Below are 21094 nucleotides of genomic sequence, written 5' to 3'. Positions count from 1 at the left end.
CCTTGTGCATATAATGTCCGGCTGCTTCATCGTACGGTTTAGCGTATGCCCAAGACCTCTCTTTTTACTTCCGAGTCGGTTTCCGACGGCCATCCGGACAAGCTGGCGGACCAGGTTTCCGACGCCGTGCTCGATGCCATCCTTTCGCGGGATGAGGACGCGCGCGTGGCGGCGGAGGTGCTGGTCAAGACCGGTTTCGTGCTGGTCGCCGGCGAGATCACCACATCGACCTGGGTGGATCTCGAATCGCTGGTTCGGGGACTGATCAAGGACGTCGGCTACAACAACTCGGAACTGGGTTTCGATGGCGCGACCTGCGGCGTTCTGAACGCGATCGGGAAGCAGTCCCCCGATATCCGCAGGGGAGTGAACGCCGGCGAGGGCAAGCCGCTGGGCGCCGGCGACCAGGGAATGATGTTCGGATATGCCTGCAGGGAAACGCCCACCCTCATGCCGGCGCCGATCGACCTGGCGCACCGGCTCATGCTCAGACATGCCGAAATGCGGGCGTCGGGGGAACTGGACTGGCTGCGGCCCGACGGCAAGTCGCAGGTCACGGTGCGCTACGAGGACGGCAAGCCGGTGGCCGTTACCGATGTCGTTCTGTCCACCCAGCATGCCCCACATATCTGGCCGGACGACTTCGCGCGGGGCGTTTGTCCGCCGGACTTCAGGGAAGCGATCATCGAGCTGCTGATCAAGCCGGTGCTGGGTCCCCAGTGGCTGGCGGGCCCGATCAACTACCTGATCAATCCCGCCGGACGGTTTGTCGAAGGCGGGCCGCAGGCGGACTGCGGCCTGACCGGGCGCAAGATCATCGTCGACACCTACGGCGGAATGGCCCGGCACGGCGGCGGCGCGTTCTCAGGCAAGGATCCGTCCAAGGTGGATCGGTCCGCCGCCTACGCGGTCCGGCACGCCGCCAAGAATGTCGTCGCGGCCGGCCTGGCGGAGCGCTGCGAAGTGCAGGTCTGTTACGCGATCGGCGAGCCGGAGCCGGTAGCGGTCGATGTCGAGAGCTTTGGTACCGCGAAGGTCAGCGACGAACGCCTCAAGGCGCTGGTGCGGGCCCATTTCGACTTGTCGGTGGAGGGCATTATCCGGGACCTTGACCTGAAGCGCATGTCGTACCGCCCCGCGGCCGCCTTCGGCCATTTCGGCAGGGAGGATTGCGGTTTCAGCTGGGAAGAAACCGGACGGGCTGCGCAGCTCGCCGACGACGCCCGCGCGGCGAAGGTCGCCTGATGTCCCGGTCAGCCGTAACCCGCCTGCACGAGGACTACCGGGTCGCCGACCTGTCGCTGGCCGACTTCGGCGAACGCGAAATTGCCATCGCCCGCAGCGAAATGCCCGGGCTCATGGCGCTGAGGGCCGAATACGCCGACCGGCGGCCGCTCGCCGGGGCGCGGATTGCCGGCTGCCTGCACATGACGGTGCAGACCGCCGTACTGATCGAAACGCTGCTGGAACTGGGCGCGGAGGTGCGCTGGTCGTCGTGCAACCGACTGTCCACCCAGGACCACGCCGCCGCCGCCATGGCGCGCCGGGGCGTGCCGGTGTTTGCCTGGAAGGGCGAAACGGAAGAGGAATACATCGCCTGTATCGCCCGCACCATCACCGGCCCGGGCGGCTGGGTCCCCAACCTCCTGCTGGACGACGGCGGCGACCTGACCCGTATCGTTCACGAGGAGCACCCCAAGCTCGCCGCCGAGCTGCTGGGACTCAGCGAGGAGACCACGACGGGCGTTCATCAGCTCTACCGGATGCATGAGCAGGGAACGCTGCGTTGCCCGGCCATGGATGTGAACGCCTCGGTGACCAAGTCCAAGTTCGACAACCTGTACGGCTGCCGCGAATCGCTGGTCGATGGCATCAAGCGGGCTACCGACGTGATGGTGGCGGGCAAGATTGCGGTGGTGTGCGGTTACGGTGATGTGGGCAAAGGCTGTGCCCAATCGCTCAAGGGCCTTGGGGCGCAGGTGTGGATTACCGAAATCGATCCGATCTGCGCCTTGCAGGCGGCGATGGAAGGCTATCCGGTGGTCACGATGGACGAAGCCTGCGGGCAGGCCGACATCTTCGTTACCGCGACCGGCAACAGGAGCGTCATCACCCACGACCATATGGCGCGCATGAAGGACCAGGCCATCCTCTGCAACATCGGCCATTTCGACGTGGAGATCGACGTCGCAAGCCTGAAGGACTGCGAGTGGGAGGAAATCAAGCCGCAGGTGGATCACGTGATCTTTCCGGACGGCAAGCGGCTCATCCTGCTGGCCCGCGGCCGGCTGGTGAACCTGAGTTGCGCCACCGGGCACCCCAGTTTCGTTATGTCGACCAGCTTCACCAACCAGGTCCTGGCCCAGATCGAACTGCTGACGCGCAGGGATTACGAAAACCGCGTGTACACGCTGCCGCGCCGGCTCGACGAAAAAGTCGCGCGCCTGCACCTTCCCAAGCTGGGCGCCTCGCTCAGCCGCCTTACGCCGGAGCAGGCCGAGTATCTCGGCATCCCGGAGACCGGTCCCTTCAAGCCCGACCGGTACCGCTACTAGGCCATACAACGCAATGCGACACCGCCCCGCTGATTCGGCCACGAAGCCAATCAGCGTGCAGCCCGTCGCCCATCAAGGACCTTAAGAATGTCGGTATTCAATTCCCTCAGAGAATATGCCCAAGCCATGGAGCAGCAGGGCAATCTGCTGCGCATCCCGGACATGGACCAGGACCAGTTCGAGATGACGGCTTTCTCCTACCGCCTGGAGGACCGGATGCGGACCTCGGCTCCGGCTTTCCTGGTGGAACGCACGAAGATGAACGGCCGCTGGTACGAAACGCCGGTCATCTGCAACGTCCTGAACAGTTTCAAGACGGTCGCCATGTGTCTCGGAGTGGAGGATCTCAGCGACGAAGAGCGCGAAATGAACAAGGTGGTGGAGAAGGAACTGCTCAAGTACATGAACGAGGACTATCGTTTCGCGCAGATTCCTCCCGTGGAGGTGGACGGGGCGGATGCTCCGTGCAAGGAGGTGAAGCTGTTCGGCGAGGACGCCGACCTCGACCGGTTTCCGTGGATCATGAACAATCCGGCCGACGGCGGGCGGTTCATCAGTACCGGCTCGGTGATCATGGAAGACCCCGATATCGGCCGCAACGTCGGCACCTACCGGCTGCAGGTCAAGGGCCCGCAGAAACTCGGCATCTGCTTTACCGGCCAGAATCACGGCGCGATGATGATGCGCAAGGCCATCGCGCAGGGCAAGAAGAGCGTGCCTTGCGTCGTGGCCACCGGCCTGGACCCGATCACCTGGATGATGAGCAGCACCCGGGTGGGCGAGTTGGGTGACGATGAATTCGCCCTGTCCGGAGGGTTCCGGGGCGAGCCGGTGGAGCTGGTCCGGGCCGAAACGAACTCGCTGATGGCGCCCGCGCACGCCGAGATCGTCATCGAGGGGGAAATCAGCACCGACAAGGAGATGGAGGGCCCGTACGGCGAGATGCTGGGCTACATAGGGGAACCGGCGCCCAATCACTTCATGACGGTCAAGGCCATCACGCACCGCGAAAAGCCCTGGGTTTACAACATCTGGCCGGGAATCGGCGGGGCCTATCTCACCTGGCCGTGGCAGGTGGGGCATTTCGCGCGGCTGAAGCGGATCATGCCCAACCTCGTGAAGCTGCACATGCCGCCGGACATTCCCAGCATGGTGATCGCCTGCATCAACAAGCGCCTGCCCGGCGAGGGGATCGAAGCCGGGCTCCTGATCATGGGCTACCGGATGATCGGGTTCAGCAAGAAGATGATCATCATCCTCGACAAGGACGTGGACCCCACCGACCTCACGCGGGTCTTGCACGCAGTCACCACGCGCTGGCAGCCCTGGCCGGCCAGCCTCACCGTGAGGCAGACGTTCTCATTCATGATCGATCCCAGCACCCACCGAAACGCGCTGTCGAGCAAGATGCTGATCGACGCCACCCGGCAATTGCCGGCGGAAGGCGGCCCCAACGTGTTCGCCGAGGACAACCGCACGGTTATGGAAGAGCGCGCCGCGGACTCGTTCAAGCTCGTCGACCGCCGCTGGGACGAGTACTTCGCCGACTGATGGCGGGAAGGGCCGTGAGGAGGAGCCGGGGATGAGGTATTTCGGCACAGACGGCGTGCGCGGCACGGTGGGGCAGCATCCGATGACGGCCGAGTTCGCGTTGCGGCTGGCCGGTGCAGCCACCCGCGCCCTGCTGCCCCGCGGCGGCAAGGTGGTGATCGGCAAGGACACGCGGGTTTCCGGCTACATGTTCGAATCGGCGCTGGAGGCGGGTTTTGTCGCCGCCGGCGCCGACGTTCGCCTTTCCGGCCCCCTGCCGACGCCCGGCGTGGCCCTGCTGACCCGGGAGCTGGGCGCCGATCTTGGTGTCGTCATCAGCGCTTCGCACAATGCCTACGGCGATAACGGAATCAAGTTTTTCAAGCATGACGGCTTCAAGCTGGCGGCCGGGGAAGAGGCGCTGATCGAAAGCCATATCGAAGACGCCGCCGTAACGCTGGATTCCACCGCGCTGGGCCAGGTGCGACGGGTCGACGACGCTCTGGAGCGCTACGAGCAGCATTGCCTGGGCACGGTGCCCGGGGACATGTCGCTGGAGGGCGTCAAGATCGTTGTGGACTGCGCGCACGGCGCTTCCTACCGGGTGGCCCCGGCGACGCTGACGGCGCTGGGCGCCGAACTCGTTCCGCTGGGCTGTTCGCCGAACGGGCGCAATATCAACGACCGCTGCGGCGCCACCGAGCCCGACCTGCTGCGGCGCACGGTCAAGGCGGTCGAAGCCGATGTGGGGATCGCCCTGGACGGCGACGGCGACCGCGTAATCATGGTGGATTCCGGCGGCGCGACCCTGAACGGCGATACGCTGTTGCTGGTTCTCGCCCTGGCGCGAAAGGATGCCGGGAGGCTGACCGGTCCGGTTGTGGGGACCCAGATCAGCAGCATGGCGCTGGAACGGGCCCTGCAGGTGGAGGGAATCGCTTTCTGCCGCGCGGAAGTGGGCGACAGGCATGTGGTAACGATGCTTCGCGAGAAAGGCGGAGTCCTGGGCGGGGAAAGTTCCGGGCACATTCTGTGCCTGGACAAGTCCACCACCGGCGACGGGCTGCTGGTGGCCCTGGAAGTGCTGTCCGTGATGCAGGCGAGAAACTGTTCGCTGGCGGAACTGGCCGAGGACATGCCGCATATGGAGCAGGCGAACCTGAACGTGCCCGCGAACGGCGACGGCAGCCTGGGAGACCCCGCTGTCGAAAGGGCCATGCGCGCGGCCCGCCGGCTGCTTGGCGAGGAAGGCCGCATCGTGGTGCGGCCGTCGGGCACCGAGCCCGTTTTCCGCATCATGGCGGAGGGCCCCGACCGCACACGCGTGGACAGGGCCGCCGAAGGCGTGGCCCAGGCGCTTAGGGCCAGTTAGCACAAGGCGACGCCGCATGACCGATCGGCGCCGGATCGTGGCCGGCAACTGGAAGATGCACGGCAGCCTGGTCTCGGCAAGCGAACTGGCCGCGGCGCTGGCCTCTACAACGCATGATCCCGGCCGCGGCCTACCGGAAGTGATCGTGTTTCCGGCTTTCCCGCACCTGGACGCCGTGCGCCGGGCACTGGAAGACGCGGAGTCGGCGGGAATCCTCGCCGTCCAACTGGGGGCGCAGGACCTGTCAATCCATGAACAGGGCGCACATACCGGCGAAGTGTCCGCGGACATGCTGCTGGATTGCGGCTGCAGCCACGTTCTTGTCGGGCACTCGGAAAGACGCACCGGCTTGCGCGAAAGCGACGAGCTCGTGGCGAAGAAATTTCAAAAGGCGGCGGATCACGGGCTGATTCCGGTGCTTTGCGTTGGAGAAACGCTTCCCGAACGCACGGCGGAACGCACTGCGGAGGTCGTACTGCGGCAACTCGGGGCGGTCTTGGAACTGTGCGGCGGCGGTATGTTCGAGCGTGCGGTCCTGGCCTATGAACCCGTCTGGGCCATCGGTACCGGCCACACCGCTACACCGGAGCAGGCCCAGCAGGTGCATGCCCTGCTGCGCGGCGAAATCGCCCGCAGCAATGCTAAAATTGCCGTCGGCCTTCGCATTCTGTACGGGGGCAGCGTGAACGGCGCCAACGCGGCCGCGCTTTTTGCCCAGCCGGACATTGACGGCGGCCTGGTGGGCGGCGCTTCCCTGGATGCGAAGGAGTTTTTGCGGATCATCACGGCGGTATAGCGGAGTAGGGTTCTGTTACAGCAATTGTTCCTGGCGGCGCATGTTCTCGTTGCTGCCCTGATTATTGTTTTTGTGCTGCTTCAGCGCGGAAAGGGCGCGGAAACGGGCGCCGCTTTCGGTTCGGGCGCATCCGGTACGGTGTTCGGCGCGCGCGGTTCGGCGAACTTCCTTTCGCGCGTCACGGCAGTACTCGCCACGCTGTTCTTCGCCACCAGCCTCATCCTCACCGGGGTCGGCAAGCCCCGGCCCGAGGAAAGCCTTCTCGACACCATCGAGCAGGCTGCGCCGGCCGAAGAGGAGGCCGTGCCCGAGGAGGAAGATGAAGACCTGCCGCAGCTGCCCTCGCTTCAGCCTGCGGAGCAACCCGACATCCCGCAGGAATGATGCAGCCTTTCTTTTCGTGCCGATGTGGTGGAATTGGTAGACACGCTGTCTTGAGGGGGCAGTGGCGTAAGCCGTGCCGGTTCGAGTCCGGCCATCGGCACACCCACGCGAACTGCAGAAGTCGTTCCCCGGACTTGCGGTACGGGAGGCGCTGCATGGCCCGCCCTTGCGGGGAACGTTGGAGGCAGGGATGCCGACACCGAGCCCACAAGGATGTGCTTGCCGGCGTGTCCCCGCAAGGGCGGGCCATGCAGCGACGGCGGACAACGGAATAGTCATGCCGGCCGATTACCTTCCGGTGCTGATTTATCTCTGCGTGGCGTTCGGCATAGCGCTGGCGCTGCTCGGCCTGGGCCTGCTGCTCGGCCGCGGGCAGCGGGACGAGCGCAAGCTGGAGCCGTACGAATGCGGCTTCGACGCGTTCGAGGACTCGCGCATGCGCTTCGACGTGCGCTACTACCTCGTCGCGATCCTGTTCATCATCTTCGATCTCGAAATCGCCTTCCTGTTTCCCTGGGCCGTGGCGCTGGACGCCATCGGTGACCAGGGTCTGATCGCGATGGGCATCTTCCTTCTGGTGCTCGTCGTGGGCTTCGTGTACGAGTGGCGCAAGGGGGCCCTGGAATGGGACTAGATACGCCACTGGAAGCCGCCGGGCCGCGCATCGACGGCATGGCCGACACGCTCACGGAGGCCCGCGAGCAGGGCTTCGTCGTGACTTCGCTGGACAAGCTGCTGAACTGGGCGCGCACCGGGTCCATGTGGCCGATGACTTTCGGGCTGGCCTGCTGCGCGGTCGAGATGATGCATGCCGGCGCCGCACGATACGATCTCGACCGCTTCGGCGTGATGTTCCGGCCCAGTCCCAGGCAATCGGACGTGATGATCGTGGCCGGGACCCTGTGCAACAAGATGGCGCCTGCCTTGCGCCGCGTCTACGACCAGATGCCGGAGCCGCGCTGGGTGATCTCGATGGGTTCCTGCGCCAACGGCGGCGGCTACTACCACTATGCCTATTCGGTGGTGCGCGGTTGCGACCGCATCGTGCCGGTGGACGTTTATGTTCCCGGCTGTCCTCCGACGGCCGAGGCGCTGTTCTACGGCATCCTGCAGTTGCGCAACAAGATTCGCCACAGCAAGGCGCTGGCGCGTCCGCAACCCACAGCCTGAACGAGGCGCTTCATGTCCGCCCGCCTCGAGTCCCTGGCCGAAGCCTTGCATGCGCGCTTCGAAGGCGTGCTGCACCGGCGGGAATCCTTCTGCGGCGAATTGAGCTACGACCTCGACGCGTCCGACCTGCCGGCAACCGCCGTCGCCTTGCGCGACGAAGACGAGTTTTCCTTCGCGACCCTGATCGACGTGTGCGGCGTCGATTACCTGGGCTACGGCCAGGCCCAGTGGAGGACCGAGGCGGCGACCGAGTCCGGCTTCAGCCGGGCCGTCGAGCCGGGCGCCAGCACGACCCGCACGGCTTCCGAAAGCGAACGCCGGGCGCTGGAGCAGCCGGCGCGGTTCGCCGCCGTCTATCACCTGCTGTCGCTGCGCCATAACCTGCGCGTCAGGCTGCGGGCCTTCGCCGTGGGGGAGAACCCGCCGATCCTGCCGTCGGTGACGGCCGTCTGGCAGGCGGCCGACTGGTTCGAGCGCGAGGCCTTCGACCTGTTCGGCATCGTTTTCGAGGGCCATGGGGACCTGCGCCGTATCCTGACCGATTACGGCTTTATCGGACATCCCTTCCGCAAGGATTTTCCGTTGAGCGGAAAAGTGGAAGTCCGCTACGATGAGGACAAGCGCCGCGTGGTGTATGAGCCGGTCAGCATAGAGCCGCGAACTCTGGTTCCGCGCGTGATCCGGGACGACAACCGGTACCGGCCGGCGCTCAGGGCCGAGCCCGGCGACGGCGGCGGGCAGGTGGGCGATGGCTGAGTTTCAGAGCTACACGATGAACTTCGGCCCCCAGCATCCGGCCGCGCACGGCGTGCTGCGGCTGGTCCTGGAAATGGACGGCGAAGTCGTGATGCGCGCCGACCCGCACATCGGGCTGCTTCACCGCGCCACCGAGAAACTGGCGGAGTCCAAGCCCTACAACCAGAGCATCGGCTACATGGACCGTCTTGACTACGTGTCCATGATGGCCAACGAGCATGGCTATGTCCTGGCGATCGAGAAGCTGCTGGGGATCGAACCGCCGCCCCGGGCCCTCTACATCCGCGTGATGTTCGACGAGATCACTCGGATACTGAATCACCTCCTGTGGCTGGGCTGCCATGGCCTCGACGTGGGCGCCATGACCATCTTCCTCTACTGTTTCCGCGAGCGCGAGAACCTGATGGACTGCTACGAGGCGGTGTCGGGCACGCGCATGCACGCAACCTACTATCGGCCGGGCGGCGTTTACCGCGACCTGCCCGAACGGATGCCCAGGCACCTGGCGCAACCCGATGCGAACAGGGCTTCCGGCCGCGACAAGGCCATGGACGAAGGGCGGGACGGCTCGCTGCTCGATTTCATCGAACACTTCACCCGGCGCTTTCCCGGCCACGTGGACGAATACGAAACGCTGCTGACCGAGAACCGGATCTGGAAGCAGCGCACGGTGGGCATCTCCGTGGTTTCCCCCGAAAGGGCCCTGAACCTGGGCTTTACCGGTCCCATGCTGCGCGGCTCGGGCGTGGAGTGGGACCTGCGCAAAAAGCAGCCGTACGCGGCCTACGCGGACGTGGACTTCGACATTCCGGTGGGAGTCAACGGCGATTGCTACGACCGCTATCTGGTGCGGGTCGAGGAATTGCGGCAGTCCAACCGGATTATCCGGCAATGTGTGGACTGGCTGCGCGCGAACCCCGGGCCGGTCATGGTGGACGACTACAAGCTGGCGCCGCCGAAACGCGAGGAGATGAAGGAGAAGATGGAATCGCTGATCCATCACTTCAAGCTCTTCACCGAGGGCTACTGCGTGCCGGAAGGCGAGGCCTACGCCGCCGTGGAACACCCCAAGGGCGAGTTCGGCGTCTACCTGGTTTCCGACGGCGCCAACAAACCGTTCCGGGTCAAGATACGGGCGCCGGGCTTCGCCCATATGGCGGCCATGGACGAGATGGTGCGGGGCCACATGCTGGCCGACGTGGTGGCGACCATCGGCACCATGGACGTCGTGTTCGGCGAGATTGACCGCTAGCGCGGCAGGAATAGCTGTGAGCGACAACTCCTTGCTTCCCGACGCGGCGCGCGCAGCCATCCGGGCGTCGGCCGCCCGGTTCCCGAGCGGGCGCCAGCGCTCCGCGGTTCTGGACGCGCTTCGCCTTGCCCAGGAGGAGAACGGCGGCTGGTTGTCGGTGGAACTGATGGACGCAGTGGCCGGGGAGCTGGAGCTGCCGCCTATCCAGGTTTATGAGGTCGCAACCTTCTACTCCATGTTCGAGGTGCGCCCGGTCGGGCGGCATTGCGTATCCGTGTGCACCAATATTTCCTGCTGGCTTCGCGGCGGCCGAGAGTTGCTTGCACACCTGGAGAATCGGCTGGGGATTTCCGCGGGCGAGAGCACCGTCGACGGACGGATTTTTCTAAAGGAAGAGGAGGAGTGCCTGGCCGCCTGCACCGGCGCGCCGATGATGATGGTGGGCCACCACTACCATGAGAACGTGACGCCCGACGAGGCCGACCGCATCGTCGGGGGGTTGAGCTGACGGACATGAACCTGGTTCACGTCTGCATGCCGCCGCCCGATGCGGAACGGCCCTGGCGGCTGGAGTCCTACGAGGGCCGCGGCGGCTACCGGGTCTGGCGGAAAGTGCTGGCCGGCGAACTCGAAGCCGGACAAATCCAGGAATCGGTCAAGGCATCCGGGCTGCGGGGCCGTGGCGGGGCCGGCTTTCCCACCGGGCTTAAGTGGAGTTTCATGCCCGGGGACTGCGAGCAACCCACCTACCTCGTCTGCAACTCCGACGAGAGCGAGCCCGGAACCTGCCACGATCGGGACATCCTGCGCTACAACCCGCACGTGCTGATCGAGGGCATGGCGCTGGCCGCCTTTGCGATGGGCGCGACGGTGAGCTACAACTACATTCGCGGCGAGTTCCTGGGCGAACCGGTGCCGAGGTTTCTTGACGCGCTGGACGAAGCTCGGGCGGCGGGCCTGATCGGCCGTGGCCTGGGCTCTGCCGGGATCGACTTCGAGCTGCATCCCTTCGTGGGCGCGGGCGCGTATATCTGCGGCGAGGAGACGGGCCTCCTGGAGTCGCTGGAAGGCAAGCCCGGCAAGCCCCGCTTCAAGCCGCCGTTCCCCGCGCAAAGCGGCTTGTACGGCCGTCCCACCACGGTCAACAATACCCAGACCCTGGCCTGCGTGCCGGCCATCGTGGAAAAGGGCGCGGAGTGGTTCAAGTCGCTGGGGCCGCCCAATTCGGCCGGCACCATGATCTATTCCGTGTCCGGCCACGTGGAGCGGCCCGGCAACTACGAGGCGCCGCTGGGCGTTTCATTCAATGAACTGCTGGAGCATGCCGGCGGTGTCTGGAAGGGCCGCGAGCTCAAGGCGGTGATACCCGGCGGGTCTTCGGTCCCGGTGCTGCCGGCGGCAATCATCAGGGAATGCACGATGGATTACGACTCGCTGAGCGAGGCGGGTTCGGCGCTGGGGACCGGGGCGATGATCGTAATGGACGATCGAACCTGCATGGTGAGCGTCCTCAGGCGCATTGCACGCTTTTACTACGCCGAGTCCTGCGGCCAGTGCACGCCCTGCCGCGAAGGCACCGGGTGGCTGTACCGGATGCTGACGCGCATGCTGGAAGGCCGGGCCCGCGTATCGGACCTGGACCTGCTGCTGAGCGTCGCCAACAACATCGAGGGCCACACGATCTGCGCCCTGGGAGATGCGGCGGCGTGGCCCGTACAGAGCTTCCTCAAGCATTTCCGCGGTGAATTTGAGGCGAAGATCCGGAGTTCCCGGGCCATCGCCCGTCAGCGGGAGACGGCCTATGCCTGACCGGAGCGTTCGCCTTACCGTAAACGGCCGGGAACTCGAGGCCGCGGCCGGCGAGATGCTGATCGCGGTGACTGACCGGGCCGGCATTTACGTGCCCCGTTTCTGCTATCACCCCAAGCTGAGCGTCGCGGCCAATTGCCGCATGTGCCTGGTGGACGTGGCCGGCGCACCCAAGCCCATGCCTGCCTGCGCCCTGCCTGTCACCGACGGCCTGGAGGTCGAAACCCGGTCCGGCCGGGCGATAGCGGCCCAGCGGGCGACGATGGAGTTTCTGCTGATCAACCATCCGCTCGATTGTCCGGTTTGCGACCAGGGAGGGGAGTGCGAGCTTCAGGACCTGGCAATGGGATTCGGCCGCGATATCTCGCGCTTTTCGGAAGGAAAGCGGGCGGTGCCCGATCCGGACCTGGGCCCGCTGGTGTCCACCGACATGACCCGCTGCATCCATTGCACGCGCTGCATACGTTTCGGCGAGGAGGTCGCCGGCGTGCAGGAACTCGGCGCGACCGGCCGCAGCGAGCACATGGAGATCACCACCCACGTTGAGCGGTCCCTGAAGCACGAACTGTCCGGCAACGTCATCGACGTATGTCCGGTCGGGGCCCTGAACAACAAGCCGTACCGCTTCACCGCCCGCGCCTGGGAAATGAGCGCTCACGCGACGGTGGCGCCGCACGACTGCGTGGGTTCGGCGCTTTATGCGCACGTCCTGCGCGGGCGCGTGCGGCGGATCGTGCCGCGCGAGAACGAGGCGGTGAACGAGACCTGGATTTCCGACCGGGACCGCTTCAGTTGCGAGGGCCTGTATGTGGAGGAGCGGCTTCACAAGCCGCTGGTGCGGCGCGATGGGCGGCTGATCGAGGCCGGCTGGGAGGAAGCGCTGGCCGCGGCTGCCGCGGGCCTGATGCGCGCGGCGGAAGAGCAGGGCGGCGAGGGGCCTGGGGCGCTGGTCTCTCCTTCGGCGACGGCCGAGGAAGGCTACCTCCTGGGGAAACTGATGAGCGCACTGGGATCGGCCAACGTCGATCACAGGCTCAGGCAGCGCGATTTTCGCGGCGCCGCGCCGGCCGGCGAGGCGCCGTGGCTGGGGACCCGTTTCGGCGACGTGGAGTCGCTGGACTCCCTGCTGCTGGTGGGCTGCGATCTGCGCAGCGAAGCGCCGATTCTGGCCCACCGGGTTCGCAAGGCGGCCATGGCCGGCGCCCGGGTCAGCTATCTGGACCTGGCCGAGCGGGAATACCTGCATCCTATAGGCAGCAGGAGCGTGCAGCCGCCCCGGGATTGGGCCCGCGCTCTGGGGCCGTTGGCCCATCGCGCCCTCAAGGGCGAGCGCCGTGCATTGTGGCTGGGCGGACTCGCGCTTCGCCATCCGGCCTACGTCGAATTGCTGGAAGCGGCCGCCGAGGCGGCCGGCGCCGCCGCGCTCGGCCATGTGACGCAGGGCGGAAACGCCGCCGGCTTGCACCTGGCTGGCGTCCTGCCCGGCCAGGCCAATGGAGAGGGTGCTGCCGGTCTCGATGCGGACCGGATGGGCCGCATGTCCCTTCCGGGAATGGTCCTGATGGGCGTCGAGCCGGATCTTGATTGCGTCGCGGGCGCCCATGATGCGATTCGCGACGCCGGTTTCCTGCTTGCGCTGAATCCCTGGGTTTCGCCCTGGTTGCTCAGCCACGCGGATGTATTGCTGCCTACCGCGACTTACCTGGAGACTCCGGGGACCCTGGTGAACGGACAGATGGACTGGCAGAGTTTTGACGCAGCCGCTCCGCCTCCGGGTATGGCCCGCCCGGCCTGGAAAGTGCTGAGGGCGCTGGCGGACCGTTTGGGACTCGACAGCTTCGGATATGCCGACACGGACCAGGTCGTGGCGGAACTCAGGCAGCGTATCGAAAGCCCCGCTGCCTCCCCGGCGTCCACTTCGAATGGCGGCGCGCCCGGCTCGCGGCGTTTCGACGATGAAGAATTCGCCGGGCTGGAATTGCCCATGTACTCGGTCGATGGCCTGGTGCGGCGTTCCGCACCCCTGCAGCAAGCCGCTGCGATTCAAAGGGCTGCCTGAAGCCGTCCCATGACCGAACTGCTCTCCACCTGGCTGGATTTCCTGCCCCCCGAGGCGGTCGGTGCGCTGATCGACCTGGTGGCGATACTCGCGGTCACGGTAGTCGTGATCCTCTGCGTGGCCTACGCCACCTACCTGGAGCGCAAGGTGATCGGCTTCATGCAACTGCGGCAGGGCCCGAACCGGGTGGGCTTTCGCGGACTCCTGCAGCCGTTCGCCGATGTGCTGAAGCTGCTGGTGAAGGAAATCGTGATTCCCGGCCGCGCCAACCGCTGGCTGTTCCTTACCGCTCCGGTGCTGGCGCTGGTTCCGGCGCTTGCAGCCTGGGCCGTGGTGCCGCTGTTCCCCGACTTCGCAGTGGCGGACCTGAACGCCGGCCTGCTCTACCTGCTGGCCATGACCTCGCTGGGAATCTACGGAATCATCCTGGCCGGTTGGGCCAGCAACTCCAAGTACGCGCTGCTCGGGGCGATGCGCTCGGCTGCGCAGATGGTCGCCTACGAAATCGCGATGGGGTTCGCACTGGTGGGCGTGCTGATGGCGGCCGGCAGCCTGAACCTGGGCGACATCGTCGAGAAACAGGCGGGGGGAGTGGGCAACTGGTTCGTTCTTCCCCTCCTGCCCCTGTTCCTCGTGTATTTCATCTCCGGCATAGCCGAGACCAACCGGGCTCCGTTCGACGTGGCCGAGGGCGAGTCGGAAATCGTGGCCGGATTCCACGTGGAATACGGCGGCGCCACGTTCGCCATGTTCTTCCTGGCGGAATACGCCAACATGATTCTGATCGCCACGCTCACCGCCGTGCTGTTCCTCGGCGGCTGGGACTCGCCGTTTGCCGGCCTCATTGACCGGCAATGGCCGGTTGTGGGAATTCTCGCGGCCCCCGGCCTGTTCTGGCTGGCCGCCAAGACGTTTCTGTTCGTGTTCGTCTTCCTGTGGTTGCGCGCGACCTTCCCCCGTTACCGCTACGACCAAATCATGCGTCTGGGCTGGAAAGTGTTCATTCCGGTGACGCTGGTGTGGATCGGCGTGGAGGCCGTGCTGTCCGTGCTTGAAATGGGGCCGTTCAAATGAATGATTCCGAAAAAAGGCCCGCGGCCGGCAAGCCCGGCCCCGGCGATCGCGTCCGGGCGGTTTTCCGCACTTTCGCTCTCTGGGAGCTGTTGCGGGGACTGCGCGTAACCCTCACCAACTTCTTCAGGCGCAAGGTCACGCTCAGGTATCCGGAAGAGAAGGCCCCGCAATCGCCGCGCTTTCGGGGCCTGCACGCCTTGCGCCGCTACGCCAACGGCGAGGAGCGCTGCATCGCCTGCAAGCTGTGCGAAGCCGTCTGTCCGGCGCTGGCGATCACGATCGAGTCCGAAGTGCGCGAGGACGGCACCCGCCGGGCGAGCCGCTACGACATCGACCTGTTCAAGTGCGTGTACTGCGGGTTCTGCGAGGAAGCCTGTCCGGTGGACGCGATCGTGGAGACCCGGATTCACGAGTACCACATGGAGAACAGGGGCGAGAACATCCTGACCCGGGAACGGCTGCTTGAAATCGGCGATCGATACGAGGAACAGATTGCCGCCGATCGCAGCGCCGACGCTTCCTACCGCTGAACCGCATCTTCATGCAGCAGATTCCGGAAATTTTCCCGCTCATACTCTTCTACGGCTGGTCGGGCATGCTGATTGCGGCCGCCGTGGGCGTGATCACGGCGCGCAATCCGGTTCATTCGGTGCTGCTTCTGGTGCTGTGCTTCGTCATCTCGGCCGCCATCTGGCTGCTGCTGCGCGCCGAGTTCCTGGCCGTGGCCCTGGTGCTGGTTTACGTCGGCGCGGTCATGGTGCTGCTGCTGTTCGTCGTGATGATGCTGGACATCAACGTCGAGCGCATGCGTGAAGGGCTCACGCGCTATGCTCCCCTGGGCGTGCTGGTCGGTCTGCTGCTGGCCGCGCAGCTTTCCTCGGTCTGGTGGTTGCGGCGCTCCGGACTGGAAGCCGCGGCGCCCGCCGATACGCTGGTTTTCGAGGAGGGCAATACGCAGGCGCTGGGCACGCTGCTGTATACCGAGCACCTGTATGCCTTCGAGATAGCCGGCTATATCCTCCTGCTGGCCATCATCGGCGCGATTACGCTCACGCTGCGCCGCCGCAAGGGCCTGCGCGTGCAGCAGGTGTCCGAACAGGTCGCCGTCCGGCCGGAAAGCCGGGTCCGGCTGGTCAGGATGCCCGTGGAGAAGGACCAGTGATCGGGCTTGCCCACCTGCTGACCCTGAGCACGATCCTGTTCGCGATCGCCGTGTGCGGCATTTTCATCAACCGCCGCAGCGTGATCCTGCTTCTGATGTGCGTGGAACTGTTGCTGCTCGCGGTCAATTTCAATTTCATCGCGTTCGCCTACTTCCTCGGCGACCTGGCCGGGCAGGTGTTCGTGTTCTTCATCCTGACCGTGGCCGCGGCGGAGGCCGCGATTGGCCTGGCGATCCTCGTGGTGCTGTTCCGCAACCGGCTCAGCGTGAACGTGGAAGAGTTCAGCCTGCTCAAGGGATGATGTACGAAGCAATCCTGTTCGCGCCGCTGTGCGCGGCGGCGCTGGTGGCGCTGGGCGCCAGGGTCCTGCCGCGCCAGGTGGTTCACGGCCTGCCGATCCTGGCCGTGGGCCTGTCCGCCGTCCTGTCGATCCTGGCCCTTTCGGAGCAGCTGAGCGGCGAACCAGTCAGAGTAAAGCTGCTGGACTGGCTCAGCATCGGCGGGTTCGAACTGAGCTTTGGCCTGCTTATCGACCGCCTGACCGCCCTGATGGCCTGCGTCGTCACCTGGGTGTCGCTGGCTGTGCACGTGTACACGGTCGGCTACATGCGGGACGATCCCGGCTACGCGCGCTTCTTCGCGCTGATCGCCTTCTTCACCTCGGCCATGCTGCTGCTGGTGATGGCCGACAACTTCATGCAGTTGTTCGTGGGCTGGGAAGCCGTCGGGCTGGCTTCTTACCTGTTGATCGGCTTCTGGTTCAAGCGGCCCTCGGCGAATTTCGCCAGCCTGAAGGCCTTCCTGGTGAACCGCATCGGCGATCTGGGGCTGCTGCTGGGTATCGCCCTCATCGGCGGAGCCGCGGGCTCGCTCGATTACGCCGTGGTTTTTTCCGGCGCCCCCGGCCTGGCGCAACAGCAAATCACCATCTGGCCCGGAGTGAGCCTGCCGGCGCTGGACCTGGGCTGCGTGCTGCTGTTCGTGGGCGCGATGGGCAAATCGGCACAGATGCCGCTGCACATCTGGCTGCCGGACTCGATGGAAGGCCCCACCCCCATTTCGGCCCTGATCCACGCCGCGACCATGGTCACGGCGGGCGTATTCATGGTGGCGCGCATGTCGCCCCTGTTCGAATACAGCCCGTTCGCGCTTTCCCTGGTGCTGGCGGTAGGCGCGACCACCGCCCTGGCGACGGGCCTGGTGGCGATCGTGCAGCAGGACATCAAGCGCATCGTCGCCTGGTCCACGCTGTCCCAACTCGGCTACATGATGGCCGGTATCGGCGTTTCGGCCTATTCGGTGGCCATCTACCACCTGTTCACCCACGCGTTCTTCAAGGCGCTGCTGTTCCTGGCCGCGGGCGCGGTCATTGTCGCCCTGCATCACGAGCAGGACATCCGGCGCATGGGCGGCCTCTGCCGGCGGATGCCGATCACTTACGCAACCGCCCTGATCGGGACCCTGGCGCTGGCCGGCATACCGGGAACCGCCGGTTTCTTTTCCAAGGACGCGCTGATCTCGGCCGTGACCCAGTCCTCCGGTCCGGTCGGCGCATACGCCGGCTGGTGCCTGCTGGCCGGGGTGGCGGTCACCGCGTTTTACAGCGCCCGGTTCCTGCTGGTGGTATTTCACGGCCGCGAGACCGAAGCCGCTTCCCATATGACGGAACGGGAGCCGCGCGGCCGGTGGATGCTGGGCCCGCTGGTGTTCCTGGCGGTTCCCTCGCTTTTGATCGGCTGGTTCACGTTTCAACCGGTGGTCCTGGGCGGGTATTTCGCCGGGTCCCTGGTCAACCTTTCAGGAAGCGGTTCCGGCGCCCCGGACCTGGGCGCGAGCACGCTCGACTTCTTCGTCCACGGCCTGTACTCGCCGGTGTTTCTGCTGGCGGTACTGGGCGGACTGTCAGCCTGGGCCCTCTACGAATGGAAGCCTCGCTGGCGGAGCCGGGCCGGGCCGATGCTGCGCCTGCCGAAGCGTCTGCTGGAACTGGGTTACGGCTTCGATCCGCTGCTTGAGCGGGCCGTAATACCCGGTACACAGGGGCTGGCCAGGGGCGCCGCCGACCAGGCCGACGCGCGCTTTATCGACGGCCTGCTGGTCAACGGGCTGGCGCGGACGATTCGCTGGGGCTCGGGCGTCATGCGGCGCCTGCAGACCGGCCTCCTGTATCACTATGCCTTCGTGATGGTGACGGCCATCTGCCTGTTGATCGCCTGGGTCATCCTGGTGCTGGACTGATGCCCGACTCAGGCCTGTTGAGCGTGATCGTCTGGCTGCCGGTGGCTGCCGGCCTGCTGATCATGGGCCTTGCGCGCAGCGCCGCCGTGGCGCGCTGGACGTGCCTGGGGGTAGCGTTGCTCGAATGGATACCCGGCTGGATCCTGTGGCGCGCCTTCGAGCCGGGCGGCGGCTACCAGTTCGTCGAGCGGCACGACTGGATCAAGCGTTTCGACGTGCAGTACTACCTCGGCATCGACGGCATCGCGCTGGCGCTGATTCTGCTGACGCTCCTGCTCACGCCGGCGGCGGTCGTGGCGGGCTGGCGCGCGATAGACCGGCGCTCGGGGCTGTACTACGGGGCTTTGCTGATTCAGCAGGGGCTGATGCTGGGCGTTTTCTGCGCGCTGGACAGCCTGCTGTTCTACGTGTTCTGGGAATTCATGCTCGCCCCCATGTTCCTGATCATCGGCATCTGGGGCGGCGAGCGGCGGATTTACGCAACGGTCAAGTTCTTCCTCTTCACCTTCCTGGGCTCGGTGTTCATGCTGGTCGCGCTGGTCTATCTGTACCTGAAGGCGGGCAGTTACGCCATACCCGACCTGCACGCCGCGCCGCTCACGCTGGCCCAGCAGCAGTTGCTGTTCTTCGGTTTCCTGGCCGCGTTTGCGGTCAAGGTGCCGATGTGGCCTGTGCATACCTGGCTGCCCGATGCGCACGTGGAAGCGCCGACCGGCGGCTCGGTCATTCTGGCGGCGATCCTGCTGAAGATGGGCGGCTTCGGCATGCTTCGGTTCAGCCTGCCGGTCACGCCGGATGCCGCATACCAGTTCGCGCCGCTGATCGTGGGCCTGTCGCTGGTCGCGATCGTATATATCGCCGTAGTGGCTCTGGCTCAGCGCGATCTCAAGAAGCTGATCGCCTATTCGTCGGTGGCGCACATGGGATTCGTGACCCTGGGCCTGTTCATTCCCCTGGTTTACGCGGGCGCGGGCAAGGACCAGCTCCTGGCGCTGGGCATGGGCGGGGGCATGGTGCAGATGATTTCGCACGGCTTCATTTCGGCCGCCCTTTTCATGTGCGTCGGGGTGCTCTACGACCGCGTACACACGCGCCGGATCGACGATTTCGGCGGCGTGGCCAACACGATGCCGATTTTTGCCGTCCTGCTGGTGCTGTTCGCGCTGGCCAACGCGGGACTGCCCGGTACTTCCGGCTTTGTCGGTGAATTCCTCGTCATCCTGGCGTCGTTCCGCGCCGAACCGCTGGTCGCCCTGGGCGCGGGCACGATCCTTGTGCTGGGCGCGGCATACAGCCTGTACATGCTCAAGCGGGTGGTGTTCGGCGAGGTGGCGAACGACCGGGTGGCGGGCCTTGAGGACCTGGATACCCGCGAACTGATTGCGCTGGGCGGCATCGGCCTTGCGGTGATTGTCCTTGGCCTGTATCCGGATCCCCTGGTTGAAATGATGGAGCCCTCGCTGGACGGGCTGGCCCGGCACGTCCTGGCCGGGAAGGTGGCGGGATGATGATGGACCTGACCTCCTGGGCGCCCTTATACCCGGAACTGGCGCTTGCGCTGCTGATTCCGGTCCTGCTGCTTGTGGACCTGGCCGTGGGCAGGAAGCGGCCGGTCGTCATTCAGTCGGTCTGTCTGGCCGGACTGGTCCTTGTGGGGTGGACCTGCTTCGCGGCGGCGGACGGGGCCATGTTCTACGACGCATTCGTGATGGACAGGCTGGCCCGCCTGTTGAAGATTGCCGGTGTGCTGATGAGCGTCGTGGCCTTCGTCTATGCGCCGCGCGACCTGCGCCAGGCCGGTGCGCTGCGCGGCGAGTATTACCTCCTGGGCCTGTTTGCGCTGCTGGGCGTTTTCGTGACCGCATCCGCCGGCAGTCTGCTGACCCTGTATCTCGGCCTGGAACTGCTTGCGCTGGCCTTGTACACCCTGGTGGCCCTGCAGCGCGACTCCGCCCGCGCGGCCGAGGCGGCAATGAAATATTTCGTGCTCGGAGCGATCGGCTCGGGAGCGATGCTGTACGGCATGTCCCTGCTTTACGGCCTGTCGGGATCGCTGCTCCTGAGCGAAACGGCGACCCTGGCGCCCGAAAGCGTGGGGGCGTATGTCGCCGCGGCCCTGGTGCTGACGGGAGTGGCGTTCAAACTCGGCGCCGTCCCCTTCCACCAGTGGGTGGCCGACGCGTATGACGGGCCTCCGCTGGGTGTGGCCGTACTGCTTGCTACGGTCCCGAAGCTCGCCTCGTTCGCCCTGATCGTGCGGCTGCTGGTTGACGGGATTTCCGCTTCGCAGGAGCAGTGGAACCTGCTGCTGATCGTGATGGCGGTCGCGTCCCTGTCCCTGGGCACCATCGTGGCCATGGCCCAGACCCAGGCCGCGCGGCTGCTGGCATGGGCCGCGATCGCGCATGTCGGATTCCTGCTGCTCGGCGTGGTCGCGGGCGGCGGCGAGGGCTTGAGCGCCGCGCTGTTCTACACGCTGGTTTACGTGCTCATGGCGGCCGGCGCCTTCGGGGTGGTCATCGCCCTGGAGAAACAAACCGCTCCGCTGGACAGCCTGCGGGGGCTTTACCGCCGCCACCCGGGGATGGCGTCCATCATGCTGCTCATCATGCTGAGCATGATCGGGATCCCGCCGCTGGCGGGCTTTCTGGCCAAGTGGCAGGTGCTGATGGTTCTGGTGGACCAGGGTTTCACGGCCCTTGCGATCGTCGCGGTGGTATTCGCCGTGGTCGGGGCCTACTATTACCTGCGGATCATCCGGCTGATGTTCATGGAGGCCCCGCGCGAGCAGGAGCAGGAGCGATTGAAGCCCGGTTGGGGCGCCAGCGTAATGCTGGGCGCCAACGGGCTGGCGCTGGTGGTCATCGGCGTCTGGCCCAATCCGCTGCTGGAATGGTGCCGGGCAGCCTTCGGTCCGGGGTAACCGCCGTTTGCTG

General features: G+C 65.8%; 20 protein-coding genes and 1 tRNA gene. All 21 read left to right on the top strand.

The genetic code is table 11. From position 1 onward, the window contains the following. Positions 1–45 precede the first annotated feature (45 nt). The 21 genes from F4Y72_08535 (at position 46) to F4Y72_08435 (ending at position 21081) form a co-directional block, all read left to right on the top strand. Positions 46–1245 carry a methionine adenosyltransferase gene (locus F4Y72_08535; GenBank protein MXZ28334.1) on the top strand — a complete coding sequence of 400 codons (1200 nt, stop codon included), beginning with the start codon at positions 46–48 and terminating at the stop codon, positions 1243–1245. Next, positions 1245–2555 carry an adenosylhomocysteinase gene (locus tag F4Y72_08530; protein MXZ28333.1) on the top strand — a complete coding sequence of 437 codons (1311 nt, stop codon included), beginning with the start codon at positions 1245–1247 and terminating at the stop codon, positions 2553–2555. Before F4Y72_08535 ends, F4Y72_08530 begins: the two co-directional genes overlap by 1 nt. An 87-nt stretch (positions 2556–2642) precedes the next feature. Next, on the top strand, positions 2643–4106 hold the full coding sequence (locus F4Y72_08525) for a UbiD family decarboxylase (protein MXZ28332.1): 1464 nt from the start codon (positions 2643–2645) through the stop codon (positions 4104–4106). Positions 4107–4137: 31 nt separating this feature from the next. Beyond that, on the top strand, positions 4138–5457 hold the full coding sequence (glmM, locus tag F4Y72_08520) for a phosphoglucosamine mutase (protein ID MXZ28331.1): 1320 nt from the start codon (positions 4138–4140) through the stop codon (positions 5455–5457). Between the two features lie 16 nt (positions 5458–5473). Then, positions 5474–6253 carry a triose-phosphate isomerase gene (locus tag F4Y72_08515; protein MXZ28330.1) on the top strand — a complete coding sequence of 260 codons (780 nt, stop codon included), beginning with the start codon at positions 5474–5476 and terminating at the stop codon, positions 6251–6253. Between the two features lie 12 nt (positions 6254–6265). Then, entirely contained in the window at positions 6266–6637 is a 372-nt protein-coding gene (secG, locus tag F4Y72_08510) for a preprotein translocase subunit SecG (GenBank protein MXZ28329.1), read from the top strand. Positions 6638–6655: 18 nt separating this feature from the next. After that, positions 6656–6737: transfer RNA gene (locus tag F4Y72_08505), tRNA-Leu, on the top strand. 177 nt (positions 6738–6914) lie between these two features. Next, positions 6915–7271, top strand: coding sequence for an NADH-quinone oxidoreductase subunit A (locus tag F4Y72_08500; GenBank protein ID MXZ28328.1), 357 nt, complete (start codon positions 6915–6917; stop codon positions 7269–7271). Positions 7272–7309: 38 nt separating this feature from the next. Beyond that, entirely contained in the window at positions 7310–7807 is a 498-nt protein-coding gene (locus tag F4Y72_08495) for an NADH-quinone oxidoreductase subunit B (GenBank protein MXZ28327.1), read from the top strand. A 12-nt stretch (positions 7808–7819) separates the two neighbouring features. Then, positions 7820–8563: an NADH-quinone oxidoreductase subunit C gene (locus tag F4Y72_08490; protein MXZ28326.1), complete on the top strand. Its 744-nt coding sequence runs from the start codon at positions 7820–7822 to the stop codon at positions 8561–8563. Beyond that, a complete protein-coding gene (locus F4Y72_08485) occupies positions 8556–9815 on the top strand; it encodes an NADH-quinone oxidoreductase subunit D (protein ID MXZ28325.1) in 1260 nt (419 codons plus the stop codon). Before F4Y72_08490 ends, F4Y72_08485 begins: the two co-directional genes overlap by 8 nt. 16 nt (positions 9816–9831) lie before the next feature. Further along, a complete protein-coding gene (locus F4Y72_08480; GenBank protein ID MXZ28324.1) occupies positions 9832–10323 on the top strand; it encodes an NAD(P)H-dependent oxidoreductase subunit E in 492 nt (163 codons plus the stop codon). Between the two features lie 26 nt (positions 10324–10349). Beyond that, positions 10350–11624: an NADH-quinone oxidoreductase subunit NuoF gene (gene nuoF / locus F4Y72_08475; protein ID MXZ28323.1), complete on the top strand. Its 1275-nt coding sequence runs from the start codon at positions 10350–10352 to the stop codon at positions 11622–11624. Next, the gene (gene nuoG / locus F4Y72_08470) at positions 11512–13683 is read left to right on the top strand and encodes an NADH-quinone oxidoreductase subunit NuoG (GenBank protein MXZ28322.1); all 2172 of its coding nucleotides are present in this window, start codon (positions 11512–11514) and stop codon (positions 13681–13683) included. The genes nuoF and nuoG overlap by 113 nt, the downstream gene beginning before the upstream one ends. A 9-nt stretch (positions 13684–13692) precedes the next feature. Next, on the top strand, positions 13693–14757 hold the full coding sequence (gene nuoH, locus F4Y72_08465; GenBank protein ID MXZ28321.1) for an NADH-quinone oxidoreductase subunit NuoH: 1065 nt from the start codon (positions 13693–13695) through the stop codon (positions 14755–14757). After that, a complete protein-coding gene (gene nuoI, locus F4Y72_08460; GenBank protein MXZ28320.1) occupies positions 14754–15287 on the top strand; it encodes an NADH-quinone oxidoreductase subunit NuoI in 534 nt (177 codons plus the stop codon). The genes nuoH and nuoI overlap by 4 nt, the downstream gene beginning before the upstream one ends. Positions 15288–15298: 11 nt before the next feature. Beyond that, the gene (locus F4Y72_08455; protein ID MXZ28319.1) at positions 15299–15919 is read left to right on the top strand and encodes an NADH-quinone oxidoreductase subunit J; all 621 of its coding nucleotides are present in this window, start codon (positions 15299–15301) and stop codon (positions 15917–15919) included. Next, positions 15916–16221: an NADH-quinone oxidoreductase subunit NuoK gene (gene nuoK / locus F4Y72_08450; GenBank protein ID MXZ28318.1), complete on the top strand. Its 306-nt coding sequence runs from the start codon at positions 15916–15918 to the stop codon at positions 16219–16221. The genes F4Y72_08455 and nuoK overlap by 4 nt, the downstream gene beginning before the upstream one ends. Beyond that, complete coding sequence (gene nuoL, locus F4Y72_08445; protein MXZ28317.1) at positions 16218–18158, top strand: NADH-quinone oxidoreductase subunit L; 1941 nt, start codon at positions 16218–16220, stop codon at positions 18156–18158. Before nuoK ends, nuoL begins: the two co-directional genes overlap by 4 nt. After that, the gene (locus tag F4Y72_08440; GenBank protein MXZ28316.1) at positions 18158–19666 is read left to right on the top strand and encodes an NADH-quinone oxidoreductase subunit M; all 1509 of its coding nucleotides are present in this window, start codon (positions 18158–18160) and stop codon (positions 19664–19666) included. The genes nuoL and F4Y72_08440 overlap by 1 nt, the downstream gene beginning before the upstream one ends. Further along, positions 19663–21081: an NADH-quinone oxidoreductase subunit N gene (locus F4Y72_08435; protein ID MXZ28315.1), complete on the top strand. Its 1419-nt coding sequence runs from the start codon at positions 19663–19665 to the stop codon at positions 21079–21081. Before F4Y72_08440 ends, F4Y72_08435 begins: the two co-directional genes overlap by 4 nt. Positions 21082–21094 lie beyond the last annotated feature (13 nt).

The sequence above is a fragment of the Gammaproteobacteria bacterium genome (genome assembly GCA_009838035.1).
In the GTDB taxonomy this organism is placed as follows: domain Bacteria; phylum Pseudomonadota; class Gammaproteobacteria; order Steroidobacterales; family Foliamicaceae; genus Foliamicus.
The sequence above is the reverse complement of the archived record's forward strand: the minus strand, read 5'-3'. Positions and strand labels throughout refer to the sequence as shown.